The organism is Nostoc sp., from assembly GCF_036917195.1.
Taxonomy (GTDB): domain Bacteria; phylum Cyanobacteriota; class Cyanobacteriia; order Cyanobacteriales; family Nostocaceae; genus Nostoc.
Genome location: NZ_JBALDG010000020.1, coordinates 1 through 20914, shown reverse-complemented (window position 1 = coordinate 20914; position 20914 = coordinate 1). Strand labels below are relative to the sequence as shown.

Below are 20914 nucleotides of genomic sequence, written 5' to 3'. Positions count from 1 at the left end.
TCGTCAGTGTAGCCCATCGTAGATATCGCCAACGCATGAGATTTTTCGTGTAGTATTTATTGATACTATTAATTTTTGGCAATGAAAAGCAAACTAGCACAGAAAAATTTTTAGTTCAGGATTATCAAAATAGTAATTTAAATGTAACAACGGACACAGAAATGTCAACATATTTATCTCAAGTCTGGCAACTGCTGAGAAATTATGTGAGGGATACAAGTTTACAAGAGATGCCAAAGACCACATCTGTGGAAACCGAAGCAGTTTTACCTCTAGGAAAAAGCATTAAAAAACCAGACAAAAGCGTTAAATTTGCTCAAGATAATTTGGAGTCAGATTTATGCTTTCAAAGACTGCAAGAAAGCTTAAAAAAATGGACAATATTAAAGAGCAGTTTGACTTCTAAGATAGGTGATCAGACATCGGGCACGCTACCATCAGAGTTCTGTTTGAGAGTAGGCGATCGCCAGATGCATGAAGAAATTTATGATTTATTGGGCAATGGAGCGCTGAAACCAGAAATAGTCAACGAACTCATGGAATTACTGGTGACAGGTAAAAAAGTTCGCCTAGAACTACTTTTCTGGCGGCTAGAAGATTTTTATCATCGCTGGTGTCAGGGAGAATTTATCGATGGCACACCAGATGATAACCTGCCTCAGAAAACAAGATTAAAGTTGGCGGCAAAAAATATTGCGATCGGGCTGAGACAGGTAGATATATATACAGGGCTGAACGTACTGATTTTACTGTTAGAGTTACACCGCTACGCCCAAGAGCAAGATGAACTCAAACAAAAAATCACCTTCTATCCATCTGCTCAACCAGACACAGATAATTTTTTCACATCCCAACTGCTGCGGATCATCAACTATAGCGATGCCCTAGAAATTGGTAATTTTAGCAGTATAGTTGGGCAATTCCTCAAAGGCGGCAACTTTCAGAGTGCTTACCTGGGCGATGCCAACCTCACTGGGGCAGACTTTAGGGGTGCTGACCTCAGCCATGCTTACCTGGGCGATGCCAACTTAACTGGGGTAAACTTCAGCGGTGCCAACCTTAGCGGTGCTAACCTCGGTGATGCCAATCTCAGCAGTGCCAACCTCACTGGTGCTAACCTCAGTGGTACCGACCTCAGTAGCACCAACCTCAGCGGTGCTAATCTTAGCTGTGCCAACCTTAGCCGCGCCGACCTCAACCGCGCTGACCTCAGCAGCACCAACCTCAGCCGCGCCGACCTCAGCCACGCCGACCTCAACCGCGCCGACCTCAGCAGCACCAACCTCAGCAGCACTAACCTCAGCAACGCCATCCTTTTTGGTGCGAATCTAAGTGAAGCCAACCTTAGCAGCACCAACCTTAACCATGCCGACCTCTGTCGCGCCGACCTCAGTGGTGCTGATTTGAGTCACGCCATCCTCAACGGTACTAACCTCAGTGACACAATTCTTTTTAGTACCAACCTCAATAACGCCATCCTTGTTGCCGCAGACCTTAGCTACGCTAAACTTAACGGTGCCAAGCTTAACAAGGCCAAACTCAACGGTGCAATGTTCTTAGGCGCAGACCTCAGCGGTGTAGACCTGAGTCGGGTAACTCTCAACGACGCCGACCTCAGTGGGGTGATTCTCAGCGACGCCGACCTCAGTGGTGCCGACCTCACCGACGCTATCCTTTTCGGCACAGACTTCAGCTATGCCAATCTTAAAAGTGCTAACCTCAGTGGCAGTAACCTCAGTGGTGCTATCCTCAACGGCGCGGATCTCAGCCACAGTAACCTCAGTTATGCCATTCTCGGCGGTGCTGACCTCAGCGACGCCAATATGGAAAAAATGACCTGGGGTAAAAAGCAGCAGTGGGAAGATGTGCGGGGATTAGAGACAGCAGTTAATGTGCCGGAGGCGTTGAAAGAAGAACTGGGATTGAATTGAGATCAGGGGAAGGTAAAACCTTCGCATCATTAACTACAGTGATTGCATTCAGCTTCAAACTTTCAATAGTGTAGTCGGGCAATTCCTTAATGGTGCAGTCCTTAGGCGTGCAAACCTCAGTGGTGCAAATCTCAGCGGCGCACACCTCAGCGGCGCAGACCTCAGCGGCGCACACCTCAGCGGCGCAGACCTCTTCGGCGCACATCTCAGCAGCGCAGTTCTCAGGGGCACAGACCTCAGCCGCGCAGACCTCTTCGGCGCAAACCTCAGCGGCGCAGACCTCAGGGGCGCAAACCTCAGCGGCGCAAACCTCAGCGGCGCACACCTCAGCGGCGCACACCTCAGCCGCGCAGACCTCAGCGATATAGATGGGGGAGATATCCGCTGGGATAAAAATACAAAATGGGATGATATCAAGGGGCTGGATACAGCAAGGAATGTGCCAGAAGCCTTAAAGCAACAGTTGGGGCTGAGTTGAGAAGAAGTGGGAGCAAAGGAGCAGGGAAGAATCACTATAAGTAACCACGCAAAATTAATTACAGTCATTGCGAGCGTTCGCGTTAGCGTCTCGAAGAGAAGCGAAGCAATCCCAGCCCTTGCGATTGCTTCATTTCGCTTCGCTACATTCGCAATGACATTGTGTAATTAATTATGTTTAATTACTTATAACTGTAATTGAACGTGAATTCGACGACTTATATAGTGTCCCCCTAATTAACTCAATGAAAGAAAAGACCTCTCCCTGGTTTTACTACGCAAAACCGTCCCTCTCCGACTTGGAGAGGGACAGACTTGAACTTTAGTTCAAGACAGGGAGAGGTTCGTCAAGCTCACGGTGAACATCATCTTCCGAGTTCTGAACACGACTTTCCGAGTTCCGAACACCAACTTCCGAGTTCCGAACACGACCTTCCGAGTTCCGAACACGACCTTCCGAGTTCCAAACACGACCTTCCGAGTTCCGAACACGACCTTCCGAGTTCCGAACACGACCTTCCGAGTTCTGAACACGACCTTCCGAGTTCTGAACACCATCTTCCTACTTCCAATTTCAAAAGATGGGCATCTGGGCTTGAGTAATGAGCAATACTATCTCAAAGCCAGTTGTCAGTGTGTTAACTGTACATCAGAGGGCTTATTCCCGCTTGCTAGAGTGTGAGTAGTTCACGTAAAATATAATGCCATTGTTGCAGCACTTCTCATGACCTCATCTGCGTCGTTTGACACATCAGAGTCTTTACAGGCGGATATCGCTGAATTGATCGCTCGTTTACCGACATTAAAAAATCGGCAACTTATTCAGCAAGCACTTGCTACTATTGTTCGTCTAGCTGATACCGAAATTGAGCGTCTCGATTGGAAAATATTGTCGGCTGCTCTAATAGATATGGAGCGTGGTTTCCAGCTTTTTTATAATTATCGACACGTTCGCAAAATCACCGTCTTCGGTTCTGCTCGTCTAGCGCAAGATACGCCAGAATACCAAATGGCCCTTAAGTTTGCTCGCGCTGTTTCTCAATTAGGATTTATGGTGATGACTGGCGGTGGCGGTGGGATTATGCAAGCGGGTCACGAAGGTGCTGGGCGAGAAAATTCTTTTGGATTAAACATTCAGTTACCCTTTGAACAGCTAGCGAACCCGTTTATAGAAGGCGATCCTAAGTTAATTAACTTCAAATATTTCTTTACCCGCAAGCTGTTTCTCCTCAAAGAAAGTGATGCTATAGCCTTGTTTCCTGGTGGCTTTGGCACTCAAGATGAAGCTTTTGAATGCATGACATTAAGCCAAAATGGTAGATTTGGCCCAGTACCTCTAGTTTTAATCGATCGCCCTGGTGGCGATTACTGGTGGTCTTGGAGCGAATATATTAATAAGCAACTAGTACAAAATGGTCTTGTCAGTCCTGAAGACCCCAGCCTTTACACGGTGACAGACGACTTAGATGTGGCTTGTGATGTGATTACTCGTTTTTACCAGGTTTATCACTCCTGTCGATATGTTGGCAATAAATTAGTCATCCGCCTCAAGACAGATATATCAGACGCTCAGGTAGAGCAACTCAATGCTAATTTTAGCCAGATTATTGTTCAAGGACGGATTGAAAAAAGTCAAGCATTACCTCAAGAAGCACAAGATGAAACTGTTGGACTACCCCGGCTCATTTTGTACTTCAATCAACGCGACTTAGGGCGCTTGTATCAGATGATTGCCACAATTAACCTGATGGGTACTCCTTCACCAGAGGATGCAGCACATCCAGAAAGAAAGTAGGTATTAATAAAGAAAAGGGTAAAGGGAATAATTTTTTTGAATCCCTTCCCTTTTTATTGTTTCAAAATTATAGAATAGCGAGGCGAAATAGCCCGTCGTAGACATCGCCAGTTCCTGAATCAGGCTAACGGCGTAGTCTCTGCACATATCAAAAATGTCTCTAAAGAGCATTTCTCAGCTATTTAGACTACGACTGAGACGGGGAATGGGGAATAGGGAGTAGAAAGTGGTGTAGTTTAATTACTCATGCGGCTATCTTGATGAGCGATCGCATTTTGGCATTGTCAAAGGAGCCAGGAAAACAATATGATTCACCCTACTTACAGATGAGAATAACAGCAGTTATTATGACTCAATACTGATTCTGGTAAAAAAGCTTGTATATTAGCACAGGAAACAACATATCAGATCCTAACAGAGGAATAAAAGATGCTGGAATTATTGGGTTCAGGTTTGGTGTCGCTCTGGCTGGAAATGGCCGGGGTACGAATCAAGCCTCTAGATGCCTTAGATGCATTGACTTGGCAAAGTAGCCCTGGCTTGGTTCTTGCCCCTGATCCCAATCCATCTGGGGCGACGACGGTGCAGGAATATCTGAAAAAGCTGATAACATCAAAAGTGGTGGCGCCAAATCTGGCTGAGAGTCAGGGAATTTGGATGCAGTCGGGGCCGATGCTGATGGCAAATCACCAAGGTACAACACCTCTGCCGGCTGCCTCTTTAACCAAAATTGCCACTTCACTAGTTGCTTTAAAAACTTGGGGGCCAGATTACCAATTTGATACTTTGGTGAGTGTGACTGGCCCAGTGGTAAATGGGGTTGTGCAGGGCGATTTGGTAATTACAGGCCGTGGCGATCCGATGTTTGTTTGGGAAGAAGCGATCGCACTTGGTAATACTCTCAATAAAATGGGCATCAAGCAGGTAAAGGGAAATTTGATCATTACTGGCAATTTTGCCATGAATTTCCAACGTCAGCCGATGCTAGCAGGTCTGATGCTCAAGCAAATACTAAATCGTGCGACTTGGGGCCGCCCCGCTATTTTCAGGTACTCAATTATGCCCAAGGGAACGCCCAAGCCTCAAGTTGTGATTACAGGTGGGGTGAAAGTTGAGGCGCAACCAAACCCTCAACAAACTTTGTTAATGCGTCATCGCTCATTGCCCTTGAAGCAACTGCTTAAGGAGATGAACGTTTACAGTAACAATGATATGGCACAGATGCTCGCAGACTCACTGGGAGGAGCAACTGTAGTCCAATCCACTGCTGCTAACCTTGCTAGGGTGCCACAAGTAGAAATTCAGTTAATCAATGGTTCAGGACTGGGCCCGGAAAATCGCATTTCCCCTAGGGCTGTCTGTGCCATGCTGATGGCTATTCAAGTTGAGGCATCTGTCCATCAGCTGAATCTGGCTGACTTGTTCCCCATGTCTGGGTTTGATCACCGAGGTACACTACACACCAGACACATTCCCCTTGCTACTGTGATCAAAACTGGCACTCTCCGCGATGTTAGCGCTTTAGCAGGAGTGATGCCCACACGCGATCGCGGTTTGGTTTGGTTTGCGATTATCAACCGGGGGACAAATGTCTGGGGTTTCCGGACTGGACAAGACCAACTCTTGCAAAGTGTTGTAAAACAATTACAACTACCTTTGGCCGTTCCTGCTGCCCTCACTCCCCACTCAGTTATCAACTCTTTACCCCAGCTAGGTGCAACCAGTCGAAATGAAATTTTATTAAAAAGTTAGTTTATCGTCCAGAGTCATCATCTGACAAGGTTTTGAACCAAAAGTGAATATGGCTATCCTTTGTCCGTTTTTTATGAGTGTCACTACCTTGAAAGGTCTAGTCTTATTAGCAATCCAAAAGTTTTACTCCTGGGTAAAAACCGAACTTGTAAAGGGTAAATGTCCATAATAGCTTTTGGGTTAAATTTTCCATTAAGTTGATTAGAGGTAGTTCGCAAAATGCCTTAACCCCAGTGTTGGGAAAAGCAGGCGAAACCTGAAGTAAAAATAACTGTAAATAGATTTGTCACGACGAAGCTTCAATTAGGCTTAATAAATTAGGTTGTGATTATGCGATTTCCCAAATTATCCCGGTCTCTACGTCAACTTAGTTCTCATGTGTTAGCGATCGCGCTAGGAGTTGTGCTAACTGTTAGCACCCTGCAAGTGTTGCCCTCCCAAGCCGAACCAGCACCCCCTATGACTGCTGGAGATACTTCAAAAGTGATTGCCCAACGGCAATCACCAACCACTGCTGCGATCGGTAGCACTAGCTTTGTCACAGCAGCAGTGAATCGTGTGGGCACAGCAGTTGTTCGGATTGATACTGAGCGCACAATTACTCGTCGCGTTGATCCATCTTTTGAAGACCCCTTTTTCCGTCGGTTTTTTGGTGACGGTTTCTCTCAACAGATGCCTTCTGAGCAGCAGTTGCGCGGTTTAGGCTCAGGTTTCATTCTTGACAAGAGCGGGTTAGTTATGACTAATGCTCATGTGGTCGATAAGGCTGATAAAGTAACAGTCCGGCTCAAAGATGGCCGCACCTTTGAAGGGAAAGTTCAAGGCATTGATGAAGTCACAGATTTGGCAGTAGTTAAGATAAATGCTGGTAACGATTTACCAGTGGCACCCTTAGGTTCTTCTAATAATGTACAGGTAGGAGACTGGGCGATCGCAGTTGGTAATCCTTTGGGATTTGATAATACCGTTACCTTGGGAATTGTCAGTACCCTCAAACGTTCCAGCGCCCAAGTCGGCATTAGTGATAAACGCTTGGACTTTATTCAGACAGACGCCGCGATTAACCCTGGTAACTCTGGAGGACCACTATTGAATGGCCAAGGTGAAGTGATTGGCATTAACACAGCCATTCGTCCTGACGCGATGGGTATTGGGTTTGCGATTCCCATCGATAAAGCCAAAGCGATCGCAACCCAACTGCAACGTGATGGCAAAGTTGCTCACCCGTATCTAGGTGTGCAAATGCTAACTTTAACACCTGATCTTGCCAAGGAAAATAACACCGATCCCAACTCTCCTATTCAGATACCAGAAGTTAATGGTGTTTTTGTAATGCGAGTTGTCCCCAATTCTCCAGCCGCATCTGCGGGTATCCGGCGCGGCGATGTAATTCTTCAAGTCGACGGTAAAGCTATTACCAGTGCTGAACAATTGCAGAACTTTGTGGAAGACAGTCGTCTTGGTCAAATATTACAGGTGAAAGTGCAACGAGGTAATCAGACACAGCAGCTTTCAGTCCGCACAGCTGAGTTGCAAAATGCTTCGTAGGGGGACATATCTGTTACTGGTGTTAACTTACAGCAGTTTCATGTATTTGAACCACATCTGTCGTAGGGGCACAGCATTGCTGTGCCCGTAGAGCGTGGTCTATTTACCTGAAAATAGCTGTAAGCGTGGAATCTAAGAACATCAAACCAGATGTACCTAGATTACATCTTATGCTGACTTTTTGCTTAAGTTGACACCAATATACAGATGTACACCCCTACTTTTACCTGATTCCAACGAGAAACGCCAAAAAAATGATTGCTCGTCATATAGTAGCAATCATTTCCTTAGGCTTGTTGTAACTCATCAATACCTTGGAAAAGGTGCGTTAGCTGTCTTCATAACGCACTATCCATTAGCAGTTGCAGATTAATAAATCTCCACTCGTTATTCTTCTGGCTCTAAATCGACTTCTTCCTCTTCCTCTCCTTCACTAGCTTTAGCTACAGAGTTAGCAGAAACAACAGCGCCTTTATCTAGCTTTTCACGCACCAGTTGCTTAATTTGTTCAGCAAATTCAGGCTTTTCTTCTAGATACTTAATGGCATTGTCTCGTCCTTGGGAGATATTATCGCCGTTGTAACTATACCAAGCTCCTTTGCGGACAAGCACGCCAGTTTCTTCTGCCAAGTCTACAATACAACCCAATGTAGAAATACCTTTGCCAAAAATAATGTCAAATTCCGCTATTCTGAAGGGCGGCGCTACTTTATTTTTGGCGACTTTGACTTTAACGCGGTTACCAAATTCATCTGTACCTTTTTTCAAGGTTTGAATCCGGCGAATATCCAAGCGCACCGAAGCGTAAAACTTCAATGCATTACCTCCAGTCGTGGTTTCTGGGCTACCGTAGGTAACACCGATTTTTTGCCGCAACTGGTTAATGAAAATTACTGTACAACCAGATTTACCAATATTACCCGTAATCTTACGTAGGGCTTGGCTCATCAACCGTGCTTGCAGACCAACGTGAATATCACCCATATCCCCTTCAATTTCAGCCCGGGGAACCAGTGCTGCTACTGAGTCAATGACTACAATATCAACCGCAGCAGAGCGAACAAGCTGATCGACAATTTCCAAAGCTGATTCGCCAGTGTCAGGTTGGGAAATCAGTAAATTGTCAATATCTACACCCAATGCCGCAGCATAGGTAGGGTCAAGGGCGTGTTCAGCATCAACAAAGGCAGCAATACCGCCATTTCTTTGCACTTCCGCGAGCGCATGTAGGGCTACTGTAGTCTTCCCGGAACTTTCGGGGCCATAAATTTCAATTACCCGCCCCTTGGGTAAACCACCACCCAATGCTAAATCTAGGGTGAGCGCTCCACTGGAAATCGTCTCCACCCGCATCCGGGTGGCATCGCCCAGCCGCATGATTGCTCCTTTACCAAAGCTGCGCTCAATCTGGTTGAGCACCATAGTCAGCGCTTTTTGCTTGCCAGAAGTATCGGTGTTGATAGCCATTCCTGCCTCTAATGCCTCTAAATATATGGTTTTAAGGAGTGTTGCTCTGGGAGTCTGAGTAGAACAGATATACTATTTTAACCAGAAAATTCTGGAATAGGACTTCTCAAATCAAAAAAAGGGTGTGACAAGATCGTAACTCGATCACTACCAGATTAGGGTAGTCTTGCACAATGATACCAACTTGCATTCAGAGATAGCTTTTTTTGACTGGGTAAGCAAGGGATTTAAAGAAAAATTATCTAAATATACAGTGTCAGTAGAACCGTACTCGTAAGCATTTGCGGAGGTTGAAAAATTAGGAGCGATCACCATGCCAATCAGCATATCATCTCAGCGACTTCGCTGGGTCGGGGTAAGCTGTAGACAGCTTCTAGTATGAATCTAGTTACCATAACTTAGTAATATAATATACTAATAAATTAATGTCAGCCTCATAAAGAGTTGGTTGTTTTCGCATTGTCATCTGGGGTAGTCCTCTAAGTCATTTATTAAAAGCATAAAGTTCAATTTTGGTTGTGACTCAGGAGAAACGAGTTGTGCCACTAATTTTGTCACAGGAATACTAAAGTCAAGCAAGCTCAACTACTGCCAGTAACTCAATATTCTGGATTTTATTTATACAAAACTAATACATGTAACCCTATGCGTCTTGACTCCATTTTCATTAGATTTTACAAATCATTCAACGTTGACTATATGAGGCAACATGATTTCAGAGTTCAGAAAAAGCCTTGGGAAATTATTAAAGCTGATGATACTGAGATGTGGTATCCCTATATCCAAGTACCGATAGATCCAAAAATCACAGCAGTTGTCGGTGCAAACGAGTCGGGCAAATCTCATCTTCTAAGTGCTATCGAGAAAGCAATCACCGGTTGTGACTACAAAGATCAACCAATTTCTTCAAGAGATTTTTGTCGCTATTCAGAACGTTTTCTTATTACTTCTGACAAAAATCGGTTGCCTGATTTCGGTACAGAGTGGTCTCGTGTATCTCAAATAGAATCTAAACGTATTAAAGCAATATCTGACATTCCTCCAAGCCGTTCATTCGATAGATTTTTTTTATTTAGAACTGGTGGCAATATTCTAAATATCTACCTTCCCGAAGAAGAAGGAAAGTATTCTTTCCATCAAGTCAATCATCAAAAAGTAGATGAATTTAGAAAAATCCTGCCAGGAACTCGCAGATTAAAGAATAATATAGCACTCCCTTCAAGTATACCAATCCAGAAACTTGTTCTGAAAGTAAAAGGAGAAACTAATTGTACTAGATATGAAATACTTTCAGCTACTCAGCGTCAAAGAGTTCGTAAGTTGCTAGATGAATTCTATAAAAATCCAGAAAATTTTATTAAATCTAGAAATTCATATGTTTCTAACGAAGACAATAATTCCAATAACGTAATACAAGAACTTACAAGTATTTTGTCTAACCCTGACAGTAAATTGAACGAAGAAGACAGGGACAGACAAGAGGAAGAAGTGAATTTAACCTATAATTTGCTTTGCAAAATTGCTGAAGTTAATGACGGATTTTTAATAGATTTAGCTAATTCAATGGAGGCAAATGATGTAGGCTATACTCAGGCTTTAGTAGATAAAATTAATAGACAACTGTCAACAAATCTAAACTTTCCAAACTATTGGGTTCAAGATAGCAAATTTCGCTTGCTAATGTCAACAAAAGATCACAATCTTGAATTTACAATAGTTGACAGAACAGGAACAAAATATTCATTTGAAGAGCGTAGTAGTGGTCTAAAGTATTTTCTTAGTTACTTCATTCAACATCGTTCTTATGAACCGCCAGACAATGTTCCTGAAATTCTCCTGATGGATGAACCAGATGCTTTTCTATCGAGTAGGGCACAGCAAGATATGCTAAAAATCTTTGAAGAAGTTGTAAGTTCAGAAGATATCAAGCCAGCATCTCAGGTAGTCTATGTCACTCACTCACCATTCCTGATAGATAAAAATCACGCTCAACGAATCCGTGTTTTAGATAAGGGTAGTGACTATGAAGGTACTCGTGTAGTCAAAAGTGTATCTAAAAATCATTATGAACCACTACGTTCTGCATTTGGAGCATTCGTCGCTGAGACTGTTTATATCAGTCATTGCAACTTAATGGTGGAAGGCCCTGTTGATCAAGTACTTCTTGCTGGAGCATCAACATATTTGCGTACTTTCAGTATTGCCTCTAAGCGAGAGTCTCTTGACCTTAATGAAATTACTATTGTTCCTGCTGGAGGCGCAACAAATATTCCTTATTTGACTTATCTAGCTCGTGGACGGGACTCAGAACAACCAGCAGTCATCGTTTTATTAGATAGTGATCAGGAAGGTAATCGAGCCAAACAAGAGTTAACAGAGAAAGGTTACGGGCTTCGAAAACAACCGCCACTCAAAAAAGAATTTGTGCTTCAAGTTGGTGATTTAGCAAGCCTCGGTGTAGATTTCCCTGAAAAACTTTCAAGTCCTGAAGTAGAAGACCTAATACCGATTCCAATTAGTGTGATGGCTGCTCAAAAGTATGCTTTAGATGTACGCGGTATCAGAGAACGTGATATCAGAGATATTACAGAAGATTTTGTTCAACAAAAAGTGGAATCAGGTGAAACAATGTTTGATGCAGTCAATGCTTGTGTTAAAGCCTGTTCAAAAGACCCACACTATCTTGATAAAGTTGGTTTCGCACGAAGTGTTATTGAAGTAGTTAACTTATTAAGCAAAAATAACAATCGAGAGCAAAAATATACTGAGGCTTTAGAGAAATTTGAATCCAGTTTCAAAATACTATTCCGTGAACTTGATAGAAGAAAATCTTTAGCAGAACTCGAACGCACCAGAGATAAGGCTTCTCAGAAAGTTAAAGATTTGGAAGAAAGCTTTTTCTCTAATCATCCCAATGGTGCTAATCGAGAAGATGTTGTAGAGTTTTTGGAAAAATTAGAAGCATTATTGCTATCAGACGATAATTTTGATGGTGATGAGATTAGAAAAGGTATAGGGAGTATTCGCAATGATTATAACCTTCAAACTAATTTAGGAGAACGTGTTGATAATTACGAACAATTCAAACGCGATGTACAGCGTCTCAAGTATTTAGGAAAGCTTGCCAGTCAAGACAAACAGGAACTTGGTGAAATTAATAGTGATGGTAACTTGACTAATTCTGCATTAGAGAATATCAATTTAACTGACTCTTCATCAGTTTCATCAGATATGGATAATCAGGTTAGTTCTTCATCACGTGACTCAAAAATTACAGACAGTAGAAAACCAAGGACTAGGAAGAATGAGAATAAGGTTGATACTACTACTTCACAGTAATTTATAGTCTTTACTGTACCAATAAATTACTTAAAACTGCTTCTGTAATAATAACAGTGCCATAAAGTTCTTGCAGTAGACTCAGTTGGCTGATTACTGCAAGATTGTTGATGAGCGATCACATCTAACAATAATCACAGTTAAGCCAGAATTGAGATGAGAAGAGTTATCTACTAAAATATAGTCAAAATGTCTAAAATAGTCAAAATTGCTATGCAGACCTACACTCTTACAGATGCTCGTAACAAACACAGTGAGGTTTTTGATAAGGCTGCTACTGAGCCAGTTCTACTAACTAAGCAATCACGGCCTAGCCATGTGATTATTTCAGCCGAGAGCTACCAAAAATTAATTAATCGGCTAGAAGAATTAGAAGATATAGTTTTCGGTCAAGCAGCTGAAGTTGCTCTGAGTCAGTCCAAAATGATTGGTGCAGAGGCTTTTACATCTGCATTAGAGCATTTAGCTAATGGCGAAGCTTGATGGTCTAGCAACTGTTCTTGATTTTCTGAACGGTTTGCAGCCTAAAATAGCAGCACAGATTGCAAAAAAGGTTTTGGCTTTGAATGTTGAGCCTTTACCCGCTGATAGTGAGCAGCTATCTGGTTATCAGGGTTTATATAGAGTTGATAGTGGTGAATATCGAATTGTTTACAGGTATTTTCCTAATCAAGATTTAGTAGAAGTGATTTTAGTCGGTAAGCGCAATGATGATGATGTTTACAAAAGATTAAAGCGTTTACTAGCATGAACTTCTGTTTTCATTAAAATGCTAAAATCGCTCCAGCACAAATGCTTTCAGGCATCTTTGATGACTTTCGACCTTCCCGACTCTCTGATTCTCGATACAGCGCTTTCAGTATCTGGATTAACTGACTATATCCGCCTGCTGTTAGAGCAAGATGAACAATTACGGCAAGTTTGGGTAACTGGCGAAGTTTCCAGTGCTAACCATCATCGCAGTGGTTTATTTTTTACGCTGCAAGATACCAATCGCACCGCCGGAATTAAGTGTGTGGTATGGAATAGCCAATTGCCAAAACTCGCCCAGATACCCGTTCCCGGTGAGCAGATAATTATTTTGGGCAGTATTCGCCTGTATCCGCAACGGGGAGAGTATCAGTTATCAGTTTGGCAGACTTTACCTGCTGGTGTTGGTTTGCAGGCGCTGCGCTATCAACAACTAAAAAATCGCTTGCTGGCTGAGGGGTTGTTCGACGCACAAAGAAAGCGATCGCTTCCAACTCACCCCCAAACGATCGCTGTCGTCACTTCACCAACGGCTGCTGCTTGGGGTGATATTCAAAAAACCCTCAAGCAAAGGTATCCAGGTTTACAGGTTTTATTTTCTCCAGCTACAGTACAAGGTGAGCAAGCGCCGGAATCTATCGTCAAAGCAATTGATCGGGTGGAAAGAGATGGACGCGCCGAAGTGCTAATTTTATCACGGGGTGGTGGCGCGGTTGAGGAGTTGGCTTGCTTTAATGATGAACGAGTGGTGCGATCGCTTGCTAGTTGTTCCATACCCGTAATTACTGGTATCGGTCATCAACGCGATGAATCTTTAGCAGATTTAGTCGCAGATGTCTGTGTGCATACACCGACTGCGGCGGCGGAAATGGTTGTGCCAGCACTTTCAGAGTTGTATACTGAGCATCGGGGGCGAGTTGTCGCTTTACATGAGGCGGTACATGACTTTAAAGAAAATGCTGAGAATAAATTGCAAGTATTGCGAAACCGTTTGCGACGTTTGCGGTTAGATCGACAAGTAGAGCAAGAGGCGCGTAAGCTAGCTTGGAAACGTCAGCAATTGGTGCAAATTACGACGGGGCGATCGCAGCAAGCAACGCAGCATCTAGAGTTATTGCGGCAAAAGTTGGCAAGTCTTGACCCGAAAGCGGTGTTGCAGCGTGGTTATGCGGTGGTAAGGCGGGAAGATGGGGCGATCGCGCGTTCTGCAACTGAGTTGGCTGTGGGAGATGATTTGTTGATTCAGTTGGGGCAAGGTGGGGTTAAAGTGAAGGTTATGGAAATGAAGGATTAACGAACCACAGAGGCGCAGAGGACACAGAAAGTTGAATGGTTAAACGTAAGAGTGCTTCTAGTTCTGAAGAAGGTTGGAATTATGAGGCGAAGGTTGTTGAAATAGAGGGAATTATCGCTGGCATTGAGGCGGGTGAGTTGGAATTGGAAGAGGTTTTTGACCAATTTGCTAAGGCTGTAGAGTATTTGCGTCAGTGCGAAAGTTTTTTGCAGCAGCGACAGCAGCAAGTAGATTTATTAATTGAAACTTTGAGTGATGAGTAGAAATTAGGACTTACGCATTGACAGGAAAGACCAAATATGGATGATTTGAAAAATACACATCTGTCGTAGGGGCACAGCATTGCTGTGCCCGTAGGGCGCGGGTCTATTTACCATCAAAAAATGATTAATAAAAACCTAAAACGACGTATTTACGTTGATACACAACATCATTGTTTTGTACAGTGCGTAAGTCCTAGAAATATTCAAATTTGTTAGATAGCGTGATCGCTCCCTGGTGTACTGTCAGGGATGCGATCGCTCGATTTTGTAAGCAATGCCAAAAATTGATCGTAGGTATCATAACAGAGATAGTTAGAAACCAGATTTAGATATATACGATCGCCGCATCTCAAAGCGTGATGTCTACGACGGGCTATCGGCGTCGCCTAAATCCACAATATCTCAAACAGCAAACTGACAAGTTAGCACACTCGCGCGATCGCTTTTCTCATCATCTCAAGGCGCGTTGGCGTAGCCCGCCGCAGGCATCGCGAACAAGTGATAATTTAGTATTTTTCGCTAATCAGTTAAGATAATCTTCATCAATCTTCTTTCCTTTTACCCTTCTCTTTAGAATTATGACGCAGGATGAGTTGTTGGTACTGATAGATCGCGCGGTGGCTGAGGGTTGGCAAGAGTTAGACTTGTCGGGGCAGAAGTTGACTGAGTTACCTGTAGAAATTGGTAAGTTGCAACAGCTTGAGTCTTTGATTTTGGGAAAGAAGGTTGAAGGTTATGAAGTAGTAGGAAACCGCTATCTCGAAAAGGTTTCGGGCAATAATTTAAAAACGCTTCCACTCGAACTATTGGGTTTGCCTAATTTGCGTAAGTTGGATATTAGTGGCAATCCTTTAAAGAGCATTCCCGATGTGGTAACGCAAATACTACATTTAGAGGAACTTATCTCAATTCGAGTAGAGCTAACTGAAATACCTGATGCGATCACTAAATTAACCAATCTGACGCAACTTCACCTCAGTGACAACCAAATAACCCAGATTCCAGAGGCGATCACTAAATTAACCAATCTGACGCAACTTCACCTCAGTGACAACCAAATAACCCAGATTCCAGAGGCGATCACTAAATTAACCAATCTGACGCAACTTCACCTCAGTGACAACCAAATAACCCAGATTCCAGAGGCGATCGCTAATTTAACCAATCTGTCGCAGCTTAACCTTAGTTACAACCAAATAACCCAGATTCCAGAGGCGCTCGCTAAATTAACCAATCTGAGGGAGCTTATCCTCTATAAAAACCAAATTACCCAGATTCCAGAGGCGCTGGCTAATTTAACCAATTTGACGAAGCTTTCGCTCAGTTACAACGGAATTACCCAGATTCCAGAGGTGCTCGCTAATTTAACCAATTTGACGCAACTTCACCTCTATGAGAACCAAATTACCCAGATTCCAGAGGCGATCACTAATTTAACCAATTTGACGAAGCTTGATCTCATGGGCAATCGAATTACCCAGATTCCAGAGGCGCTCGCTAATTTAACCAATCTGATGTATCTTGACCTCAGTGTCAACCAAATTACCCAGATTCCAGAGGCGTTCGCTAAATTAACTAATCTGATGTATCTTGAGCTCAGTGACAACGAAATTATCCAGATTCCAGAGGCGTTCGCTAAATTAACTAATCTGATGTATCTTGACCTCAGTTACAACGGAATTACCCAGATTCCAGAGGCGCTCGCTAAATTAACCAATCTGTCGCAGCTTGACCTCGGTGTCAACGAAATAACCCAGATTCCAGAGGCGCTGGCTAATTCAACCAATTTGACGCAGCTTGACCTGCGTTACAACCAAATTACCCAGATTCCAGAGGCGCTGGCTAAATTAACCAATTTGACGCAGCTTGACCTGCGTGACAACCAAATAACCCAGATTCCAGAGGCGCTCGCTAAATTAACCAATTTGACACGGCTTGACCTACGTGACAACCAAATAACCCAGATTCCAGAGGCGCTCGCTAAATTAACCAATTTGACGCAGCTTGACCTACGTGACAACCAAATAACCCAGATTCCAGAGGCGCTCGCTAAATTAACTAATCTGACGCAGCTTGACCTTAGTTACAACCAAATTACCCAGATTCCAGAGGCGCTCGCTAAATTAACTAATCTGACGCGGCTTGACCTTAGTTACAACCGAATTACCCAGATTCCAGAGGCGCTCGCTAAATTAACTAATCTGGCTTGCTGCATCGACTCGGCTTAGTTCTCAACTTCCGCGATCATCCCATCCTCAAAGATACCAATGTCCTCAAACCTAACTGGGTGACAGAAGGTATTTACGCGCTCCTGAGCGATGAAAACCTCAAAACTAAAACCAAAGGTATTTTCACCCCCGCCGATCTCACCCGCATCCTCAATCCAGAGCGATACCCCACCAAGCGTCATCACTATTTGATCGGGCTGATGAAAGAATTTGAGCTTTGCTTTGCACTAGAATGTGAGCCACCACAATTTCTGATTGCAGGACTTTTGCCCAAAGACCAACCAGACAAAACAAAACTCCAAGGCGAAACCCTGGAATTTCAATACCATTACAAAGTTCTCCCTGAAAGCATCATCTCCCGCTTCATCGTCATCAGCCACGAAAAAATTCATAACCAAATCTATTGGCGCAGTGGCGTAATGCTGCAATATCAAGAAAACAACGAAATCTACAACATCGCTCGCATCAAAGCCGATCCTGAAGACAAAAAAATCTTCATCACCATTAGCGGACGCAAAGAAACCCGCCGCTTATTTCTCGGCATTCTCCGCGATGTCTTCCAAAAAATCCACAAAAGTCTTCCCAATCTCGAAATCACCGAATGGGTTCCCGTCCCCAAGCATCCCGAACACGATCCGCTCAAATACTCAGAACTACTTGGACTCGAAGAGATGGGAGAAACCCATAAAGTTATTGGTGAACTCAAGCTCAAACTCGATTTGCGTGAACTTTTAGATGGCTATGAAGACATACGTCAAAGAAAGTCAAAAGGCGATCGATTTATTGATATAGAAACAGATGACTCACCTCTTACAGTTAATGTTAATGTTAGCGATCGCCGTTCTAAAACCATTAACCAACATGGAGAAGGCGATAATATTGCTGGCGATGGGGTCAAAGGCAATAAAACAGGATGAAGTTACCCAACTTTGAATTAGCCTTTATTGATCGCAACAAACTGCAAAACTATAGCCTCAACTCCCAACATGATCGCGGAAAGCATAAGGCCAGACTGTTTGCCACTATCCTAGATTTAGGTAGCGATGATGCAGAAATTCTACAACTGCTAATCGAAGATGCGATTCAAAATTATCAAGCAATTCCCAGCCTGTTAGATGAATATGGTCAACGCTATATCGTCGATTTCCCCATCACCCGCAACCAAAACACTGCTAACATTCGCACCACTTGGATCGTCCGCCCCACCGAAGATTTTCCCCGTCTCGTTAGTTGCTATATTTTGAGATAATGCCCATGCTTGCGACCCCAAACAAATTCAATTTATTAGATATTGTTGCTCTTAAAACTCCCTTATCCGAACATAACCTCCTTGCAGGTCAAGTGGGAACCATTGTTGAAATTCTCGCCCCCGAAGTATACGAAGTAGAATTTAGCGATGATGATGGTCAAACCTATGCTATGCAGGCCTTACCAGCCCATCAACTCCTAAAACTCCATTACAAACCCCTAAAAACTATGTCTAACACCATCAATCAATTCGGCAAAGGCGACAACGTTGCAGGTGATAAAATCCAAGGTGATAAAAACCAAAATGACTTCAAAGACGCAACTATTGGATTTGTCGCTCAAAACCAAGCCCAAGCCACAGTAAGCAACCTTAATCAAACAAGCGGCGCAAACATCAGCGAAATTCTGCAACTGATCGGCAACCTGCGCCAAACTGTAGCCCAATTCCCGCCAGAAACCCACGACGACATCATCATTGATATTGATGATGTAGAAGTAGAAATTCAAAAGCCAGAAAAAGAACGCAATTTAGCCAAACTGAAAAAGCGTCTACTAGCTTTACTAACTGCTGCTACTCTAGTCGCTGTCCCGATCGCAGGTATGACAGACTTTGCAAACAATGTTATGGAAATAGGGAACAAATTAAACATCGAACTAAAGCTTCCCTCTGGTAAATAGACTTTTCTCACTCCAGGGGCGATCGCATAGCTTGAAATGATGCCCGCTTTGATTTGACGAGAATTGAATTAGCGATCGCCGAAATAACAAATGGGTTCGCCGAAATAACAAATGGGTTCGCTGAAATAACAAATGGGTTCGCCGAAATAACAAATGGATTCCCCAAAATAACAAATGGGTTCCCCAAAATAACAAATGGGTTCCCCAAAATAACAAATGGGTTCGCCGAAATAACAAATGGGTTCGCTGAAATAACAAATGGGTTCGCCGAAATAACAAATGGGTTCGCTGAAATAACACAACCCAACCTACGAATCAAGGCATTTTTTGATTTGGCAAAGGTATTGTAAATCAGCTATTGTTCAACTGCTGAGTAAACGCTTGATGTTCAACTGAAGTTAGTTTTTTGTCTAATACTGCCAACACCTGTTGCATATTTCCCGCAACTAATGCTGAGACATCAAGCCACAATCCTGGAAACACTTGACTTTCAATTATTCCTGACGTATTTGGTATCAATGCCACATATTCACCATCCTGCAAGCTGAACCAATTAACAGTACTTTCAAAAACCTGCCAAACAATAAACCTCTTGCAAAAGTCTCTTCACGCGGTAAAATAACAAAATTTTGCAAGAGGTCTAATCATGAAACCATTTCTTTTTGTAACTGACTTGGATGACACCCTTGTATATCGCACTGTGGGGGATGACAGCGCCTTACCAGAACTAAATCAATTGCTGAATCAACATCGCCAAGAATACGGTACAAAAATTGTTTATGCTACTGGGCGATCGCCTGTGCTTTACAAAGAACTCCAAGCTCAAAAAAATCTTTTGCAACCAGATGCTCTTGTTCTTTCTGTGGGTACTGAGATTTACTTTGATGGTACTGATACACCAGACTCAGGTTGGTCAGAAATCCTCTCTCCGGGATGGGAACGGGAAACTGTATTATCTATTACTAGAAAATATCCTGAGTTAGTTATCCAACCAGATTCAGAACAGCGTCCCTTCAAAGTGAGTTTTTTCTTACAACAAGAGGCATCTGCAAGTGTGATACCACAACTTGAGGCACAGTTGCAAAAATATAAATTAAATGTAAAGTTAATCTACAGTAGCGGAATAGACCTTGACATTGTACCCCATAGCAGCGATAAAGGTCAGGCAATGCAGTTTTTGCGCCAAAAGTGGAAATTTGCAGCAGAACAAACAATTGTCTGTGGTGATTCAGGTAATGATATTGCTTTATTTGCTGTAGGCAACGAACGGGGAATCATTGTGGGGAATGCCCGAAAAGAGTTACTCCAATGGCACGATGAGTATCCCGCTGATCACCGCTACCTGGCAAAAGGTTTTTGTGCAGGTGGAATTATCGAAGGATTAAAATATTTTGGTCTCTTGTAATGATTAGTTATTTAAAAGGTATAGTCGCTGGTATCCAAACAATTGGCGCTAATCGCGTGATTTTGACTCTGGAAGTGAATGGCTTAGGATATGATTTGCAAGTTCCCCAACGGCTAGCAAACCAGTTACCTGAGTCGGGAGGAGTGACGCAAATTTTTACGCATTTCCAAATTCGTGAAGAAGTGCCCTTCTTATATGGCTTTGCTTCGCCATCCGAACGCGATTTATTTCGCCACTTGCTGACTGTCAGTGGTATTGGTGCAGCCTTAGCGATCGCTCTATTGGATACTCTGGAACTACCAGATTTAGTCCAAGCAATTATCGCTGGCAATACACAAATATTAATTCAGGCCCCTGGTGTCGGTAAAAAAATTGCCGAACGCATCTGCTTGGAACTGAAAAGCAAGTTAGTCGAGTGGCGCAAATCAGCCGGGTTCTTTGTGGCCACAGGTGGGCCAGCACCTGGAATTCTTGAAGAGGTGCAAATGACCCTCTTCGCCTTGGGATATACTGCCCATGAAGTTAGTCACGCGCTGCATGTAGTCAGTGAAGATATCGGACTACCCAAAGATGCCTATGTAGAAGATTGGATTAAACAAGCGATCGCTCATCTCAGTAGTAGTAGTGAACAAGTTTAATTGTCATTAGTTATTAGACTTGTCGCTAAATAAGAATAAAAAATTATGAAATGCTATTGTGGATTTCACTCTGGCAATTTATGCAGCCATCAAGTAGAAAT

The 20914-nt window shown here is 43.2% G+C and carries 21 protein-coding genes; 19 read left to right on the top strand and 2 right to left on the bottom strand.

Going from position 1 to position 20914, the window contains the following annotated elements:
- The first annotated feature begins 161 nt into the window (after positions 1-161).
- From V7K40_RS06090 to V7K40_RS06065, 6 genes are all read left to right on the top strand, one after another.
- A complete protein-coding gene (locus tag V7K40_RS06090) occupies positions 162-1931 on the top strand; it encodes a pentapeptide repeat-containing protein (RefSeq protein WP_334957668.1) in 1770 nt (589 codons plus the stop codon).
- A 25-nt stretch (positions 1932-1956) separates the two neighbouring features.
- Positions 1957-2409: a pentapeptide repeat-containing protein gene (locus V7K40_RS06085; RefSeq protein ID WP_334958154.1), complete on the top strand. Its 453-nt coding sequence runs from the start codon at positions 1957-1959 to the stop codon at positions 2407-2409.
- A gap of 314 nt (positions 2410-2723) precedes the next feature.
- Positions 2724-3011, top strand: a complete 288-nt coding sequence (locus V7K40_RS06080) for a hypothetical protein (protein WP_334957666.1) — start codon at positions 2724-2726, stop codon at positions 3009-3011.
- 121 nt (positions 3012-3132) lie between these two features.
- Positions 3133-4203, top strand: a complete 1071-nt coding sequence (locus V7K40_RS06075) for an LOG family protein (RefSeq protein ID WP_334957664.1) — start codon at positions 3133-3135, stop codon at positions 4201-4203.
- A 429-nt stretch (positions 4204-4632) separates the two neighbouring features.
- Positions 4633-5955 carry a D-alanyl-D-alanine carboxypeptidase gene (locus V7K40_RS06070; protein WP_334957662.1) on the top strand — a complete coding sequence of 441 codons (1323 nt, stop codon included), beginning with the start codon at positions 4633-4635 and terminating at the stop codon, positions 5953-5955.
- 330 nt (positions 5956-6285) lie between these two features.
- Positions 6286-7503, top strand: a complete 1218-nt coding sequence (locus V7K40_RS06065; RefSeq protein ID WP_334957660.1) for an HhoA/HhoB/HtrA family serine endopeptidase — start codon at positions 6286-6288, stop codon at positions 7501-7503.
- A 387-nt stretch (positions 7504-7890) separates the two neighbouring features.
- On the opposite strand, the gene recA is transcribed toward V7K40_RS06065, so the two are convergent.
- Positions 7891-8970: a recombinase RecA gene (gene recA, locus V7K40_RS06060; RefSeq protein ID WP_298904194.1), complete on the bottom strand. Its 1080-nt coding sequence runs from the start codon at positions 8968-8970 to the stop codon at positions 7891-7893.
- 699 nt (positions 8971-9669) lie between these two features.
- On the opposite strand from recA, the gene V7K40_RS06055 reads away from it, so the two are divergent.
- From V7K40_RS06055 to V7K40_RS06005, 11 genes are all read left to right on the top strand, one after another.
- Positions 9670-12309, top strand: coding sequence for an AAA family ATPase (locus V7K40_RS06055; RefSeq protein WP_334957658.1), 2640 nt, complete (start codon positions 9670-9672; stop codon positions 12307-12309).
- A gap of 189 nt (positions 12310-12498) precedes the next feature.
- The gene (locus V7K40_RS06050) at positions 12499-12792 is read left to right on the top strand and encodes a type II toxin-antitoxin system Phd/YefM family antitoxin (protein ID WP_334957656.1); all 294 of its coding nucleotides are present in this window, start codon (positions 12499-12501) and stop codon (positions 12790-12792) included.
- A complete protein-coding gene (locus V7K40_RS06045; RefSeq protein WP_334957654.1) occupies positions 12779-13060 on the top strand; it encodes a type II toxin-antitoxin system RelE/ParE family toxin in 282 nt (93 codons plus the stop codon). Before V7K40_RS06050 ends, V7K40_RS06045 begins: the two co-directional genes overlap by 14 nt.
- 60 nt (positions 13061-13120) lie before the next feature.
- The gene (xseA, locus tag V7K40_RS06040; RefSeq protein ID WP_334957652.1) at positions 13121-14353 is read left to right on the top strand and encodes an exodeoxyribonuclease VII large subunit; all 1233 of its coding nucleotides are present in this window, start codon (positions 13121-13123) and stop codon (positions 14351-14353) included.
- A gap of 35 nt (positions 14354-14388) precedes the next feature.
- Positions 14389-14616 carry an exodeoxyribonuclease VII small subunit gene (gene xseB / locus V7K40_RS06035; RefSeq protein WP_334957650.1) on the top strand — a complete coding sequence of 76 codons (228 nt, stop codon included), beginning with the start codon at positions 14389-14391 and terminating at the stop codon, positions 14614-14616.
- Between the two features lie 359 nt (positions 14617-14975).
- A complete protein-coding gene (locus V7K40_RS06030) occupies positions 14976-15152 on the top strand; it encodes a hypothetical protein (RefSeq protein ID WP_334957648.1) in 177 nt (58 codons plus the stop codon).
- A 42-nt stretch (positions 15153-15194) separates the two neighbouring features.
- The gene (locus tag V7K40_RS06025; protein ID WP_334957646.1) at positions 15195-16844 is read left to right on the top strand and encodes a leucine-rich repeat domain-containing protein; all 1650 of its coding nucleotides are present in this window, start codon (positions 15195-15197) and stop codon (positions 16842-16844) included.
- Positions 16823-17761 (top strand): COR domain-containing protein, encoded by a 939-nt coding sequence (locus V7K40_RS06020; protein WP_334957644.1) that lies wholly within the window; start codon positions 16823-16825, stop codon positions 17759-17761. Before V7K40_RS06025 ends, V7K40_RS06020 begins: the two co-directional genes overlap by 22 nt.
- Positions 17758-18093, top strand: coding sequence for a DUF6883 domain-containing protein (locus tag V7K40_RS06015; RefSeq protein ID WP_334957642.1), 336 nt, complete (start codon positions 17758-17760; stop codon positions 18091-18093). Before V7K40_RS06020 ends, V7K40_RS06015 begins: the two co-directional genes overlap by 4 nt.
- 5 nt (positions 18094-18098) lie before the next feature.
- The gene (locus V7K40_RS06010; RefSeq protein WP_334957640.1) at positions 18099-18770 is read left to right on the top strand and encodes a DUF4926 domain-containing protein; all 672 of its coding nucleotides are present in this window, start codon (positions 18099-18101) and stop codon (positions 18768-18770) included.
- A gap of 53 nt (positions 18771-18823) precedes the next feature.
- Complete coding sequence (locus V7K40_RS06005; RefSeq protein WP_334957638.1) at positions 18824-19120, top strand: hypothetical protein; 297 nt, start codon at positions 18824-18826, stop codon at positions 19118-19120.
- Position 19121: 1 nt separating this feature from the next.
- On the opposite strand, the gene V7K40_RS06000 is transcribed toward V7K40_RS06005, so the two are convergent.
- Positions 19122-19295 (bottom strand): hypothetical protein, encoded by a 174-nt coding sequence (locus V7K40_RS06000; RefSeq protein ID WP_334957636.1) that lies wholly within the window; start codon positions 19293-19295, stop codon positions 19122-19124.
- A 121-nt stretch (positions 19296-19416) separates the two neighbouring features.
- Here V7K40_RS06000 and V7K40_RS05995 point away from each other — a divergent pair, with 121 nt between their 5' ends.
- Positions 19417-20175, top strand: coding sequence for a sucrose-phosphate phosphatase (locus tag V7K40_RS05995; RefSeq protein WP_334957634.1), 759 nt, complete (start codon positions 19417-19419; stop codon positions 20173-20175).
- Complete coding sequence (gene ruvA, locus V7K40_RS05990; protein ID WP_334957632.1) at positions 20175-20813, top strand: Holliday junction branch migration protein RuvA; 639 nt, start codon at positions 20175-20177, stop codon at positions 20811-20813. The genes V7K40_RS05995 and ruvA overlap by 1 nt, the downstream gene beginning before the upstream one ends.
- Positions 20814-20914 lie beyond the last annotated feature (101 nt).

Coding starts and splice junctions, on each gene's coding strand:
- V7K40_RS06025 (WP_334957646.1), top strand. CDS start 15,195: ATGACGCAGGATGAGTTGTTGGTACTGATAGATCGCGCGGTGGCTGAG.
- xseA (WP_334957652.1), top strand. CDS start 13,121: ATGACTTTCGACCTTCCCGACTCTCTGATTCTCGATACAGCGCTTTCA.
- V7K40_RS06055 (WP_334957658.1), top strand. CDS start 9,670: ATGAGGCAACATGATTTCAGAGTTCAGAAAAAGCCTTGGGAAATTATT.
- V7K40_RS06050 (WP_334957656.1), top strand. CDS start 12,499: ATGTCTAAAATAGTCAAAATTGCTATGCAGACCTACACTCTTACAGAT.
- ruvA (WP_334957632.1), top strand. CDS start 20,175: ATGATTAGTTATTTAAAAGGTATAGTCGCTGGTATCCAAACAATTGGC.
- V7K40_RS05995 (WP_334957634.1), top strand. CDS start 19,417: ATGAAACCATTTCTTTTTGTAACTGACTTGGATGACACCCTTGTATAT.
- V7K40_RS06070 (WP_334957662.1), top strand. CDS start 4,633: ATGCTGGAATTATTGGGTTCAGGTTTGGTGTCGCTCTGGCTGGAAATG.
- V7K40_RS06015 (WP_334957642.1), top strand. CDS start 17,758: ATGAAGTTACCCAACTTTGAATTAGCCTTTATTGATCGCAACAAACTG.
- recA (WP_298904194.1), bottom strand. CDS start 8,970: ATGGCTATCAACACCGATACTTCTGGCAAGCAAAAAGCGCTGACTATG.
- V7K40_RS06075 (WP_334957664.1), top strand. CDS start 3,133: ATGACCTCATCTGCGTCGTTTGACACATCAGAGTCTTTACAGGCGGAT.
- V7K40_RS06045 (WP_334957654.1), top strand. CDS start 12,779: ATGGCGAAGCTTGATGGTCTAGCAACTGTTCTTGATTTTCTGAACGGT.
- V7K40_RS06090 (WP_334957668.1), top strand. CDS start 162: ATGTCAACATATTTATCTCAAGTCTGGCAACTGCTGAGAAATTATGTG.
- V7K40_RS06010 (WP_334957640.1), top strand. CDS start 18,099: ATGCTTGCGACCCCAAACAAATTCAATTTATTAGATATTGTTGCTCTT.
- V7K40_RS06030 (WP_334957648.1), top strand. CDS start 14,976: ATGTCTACGACGGGCTATCGGCGTCGCCTAAATCCACAATATCTCAAA.
- xseB (WP_334957650.1), top strand. CDS start 14,389: ATGGTTAAACGTAAGAGTGCTTCTAGTTCTGAAGAAGGTTGGAATTAT.
- V7K40_RS06065 (WP_334957660.1), top strand. CDS start 6,286: ATGCGATTTCCCAAATTATCCCGGTCTCTACGTCAACTTAGTTCTCAT.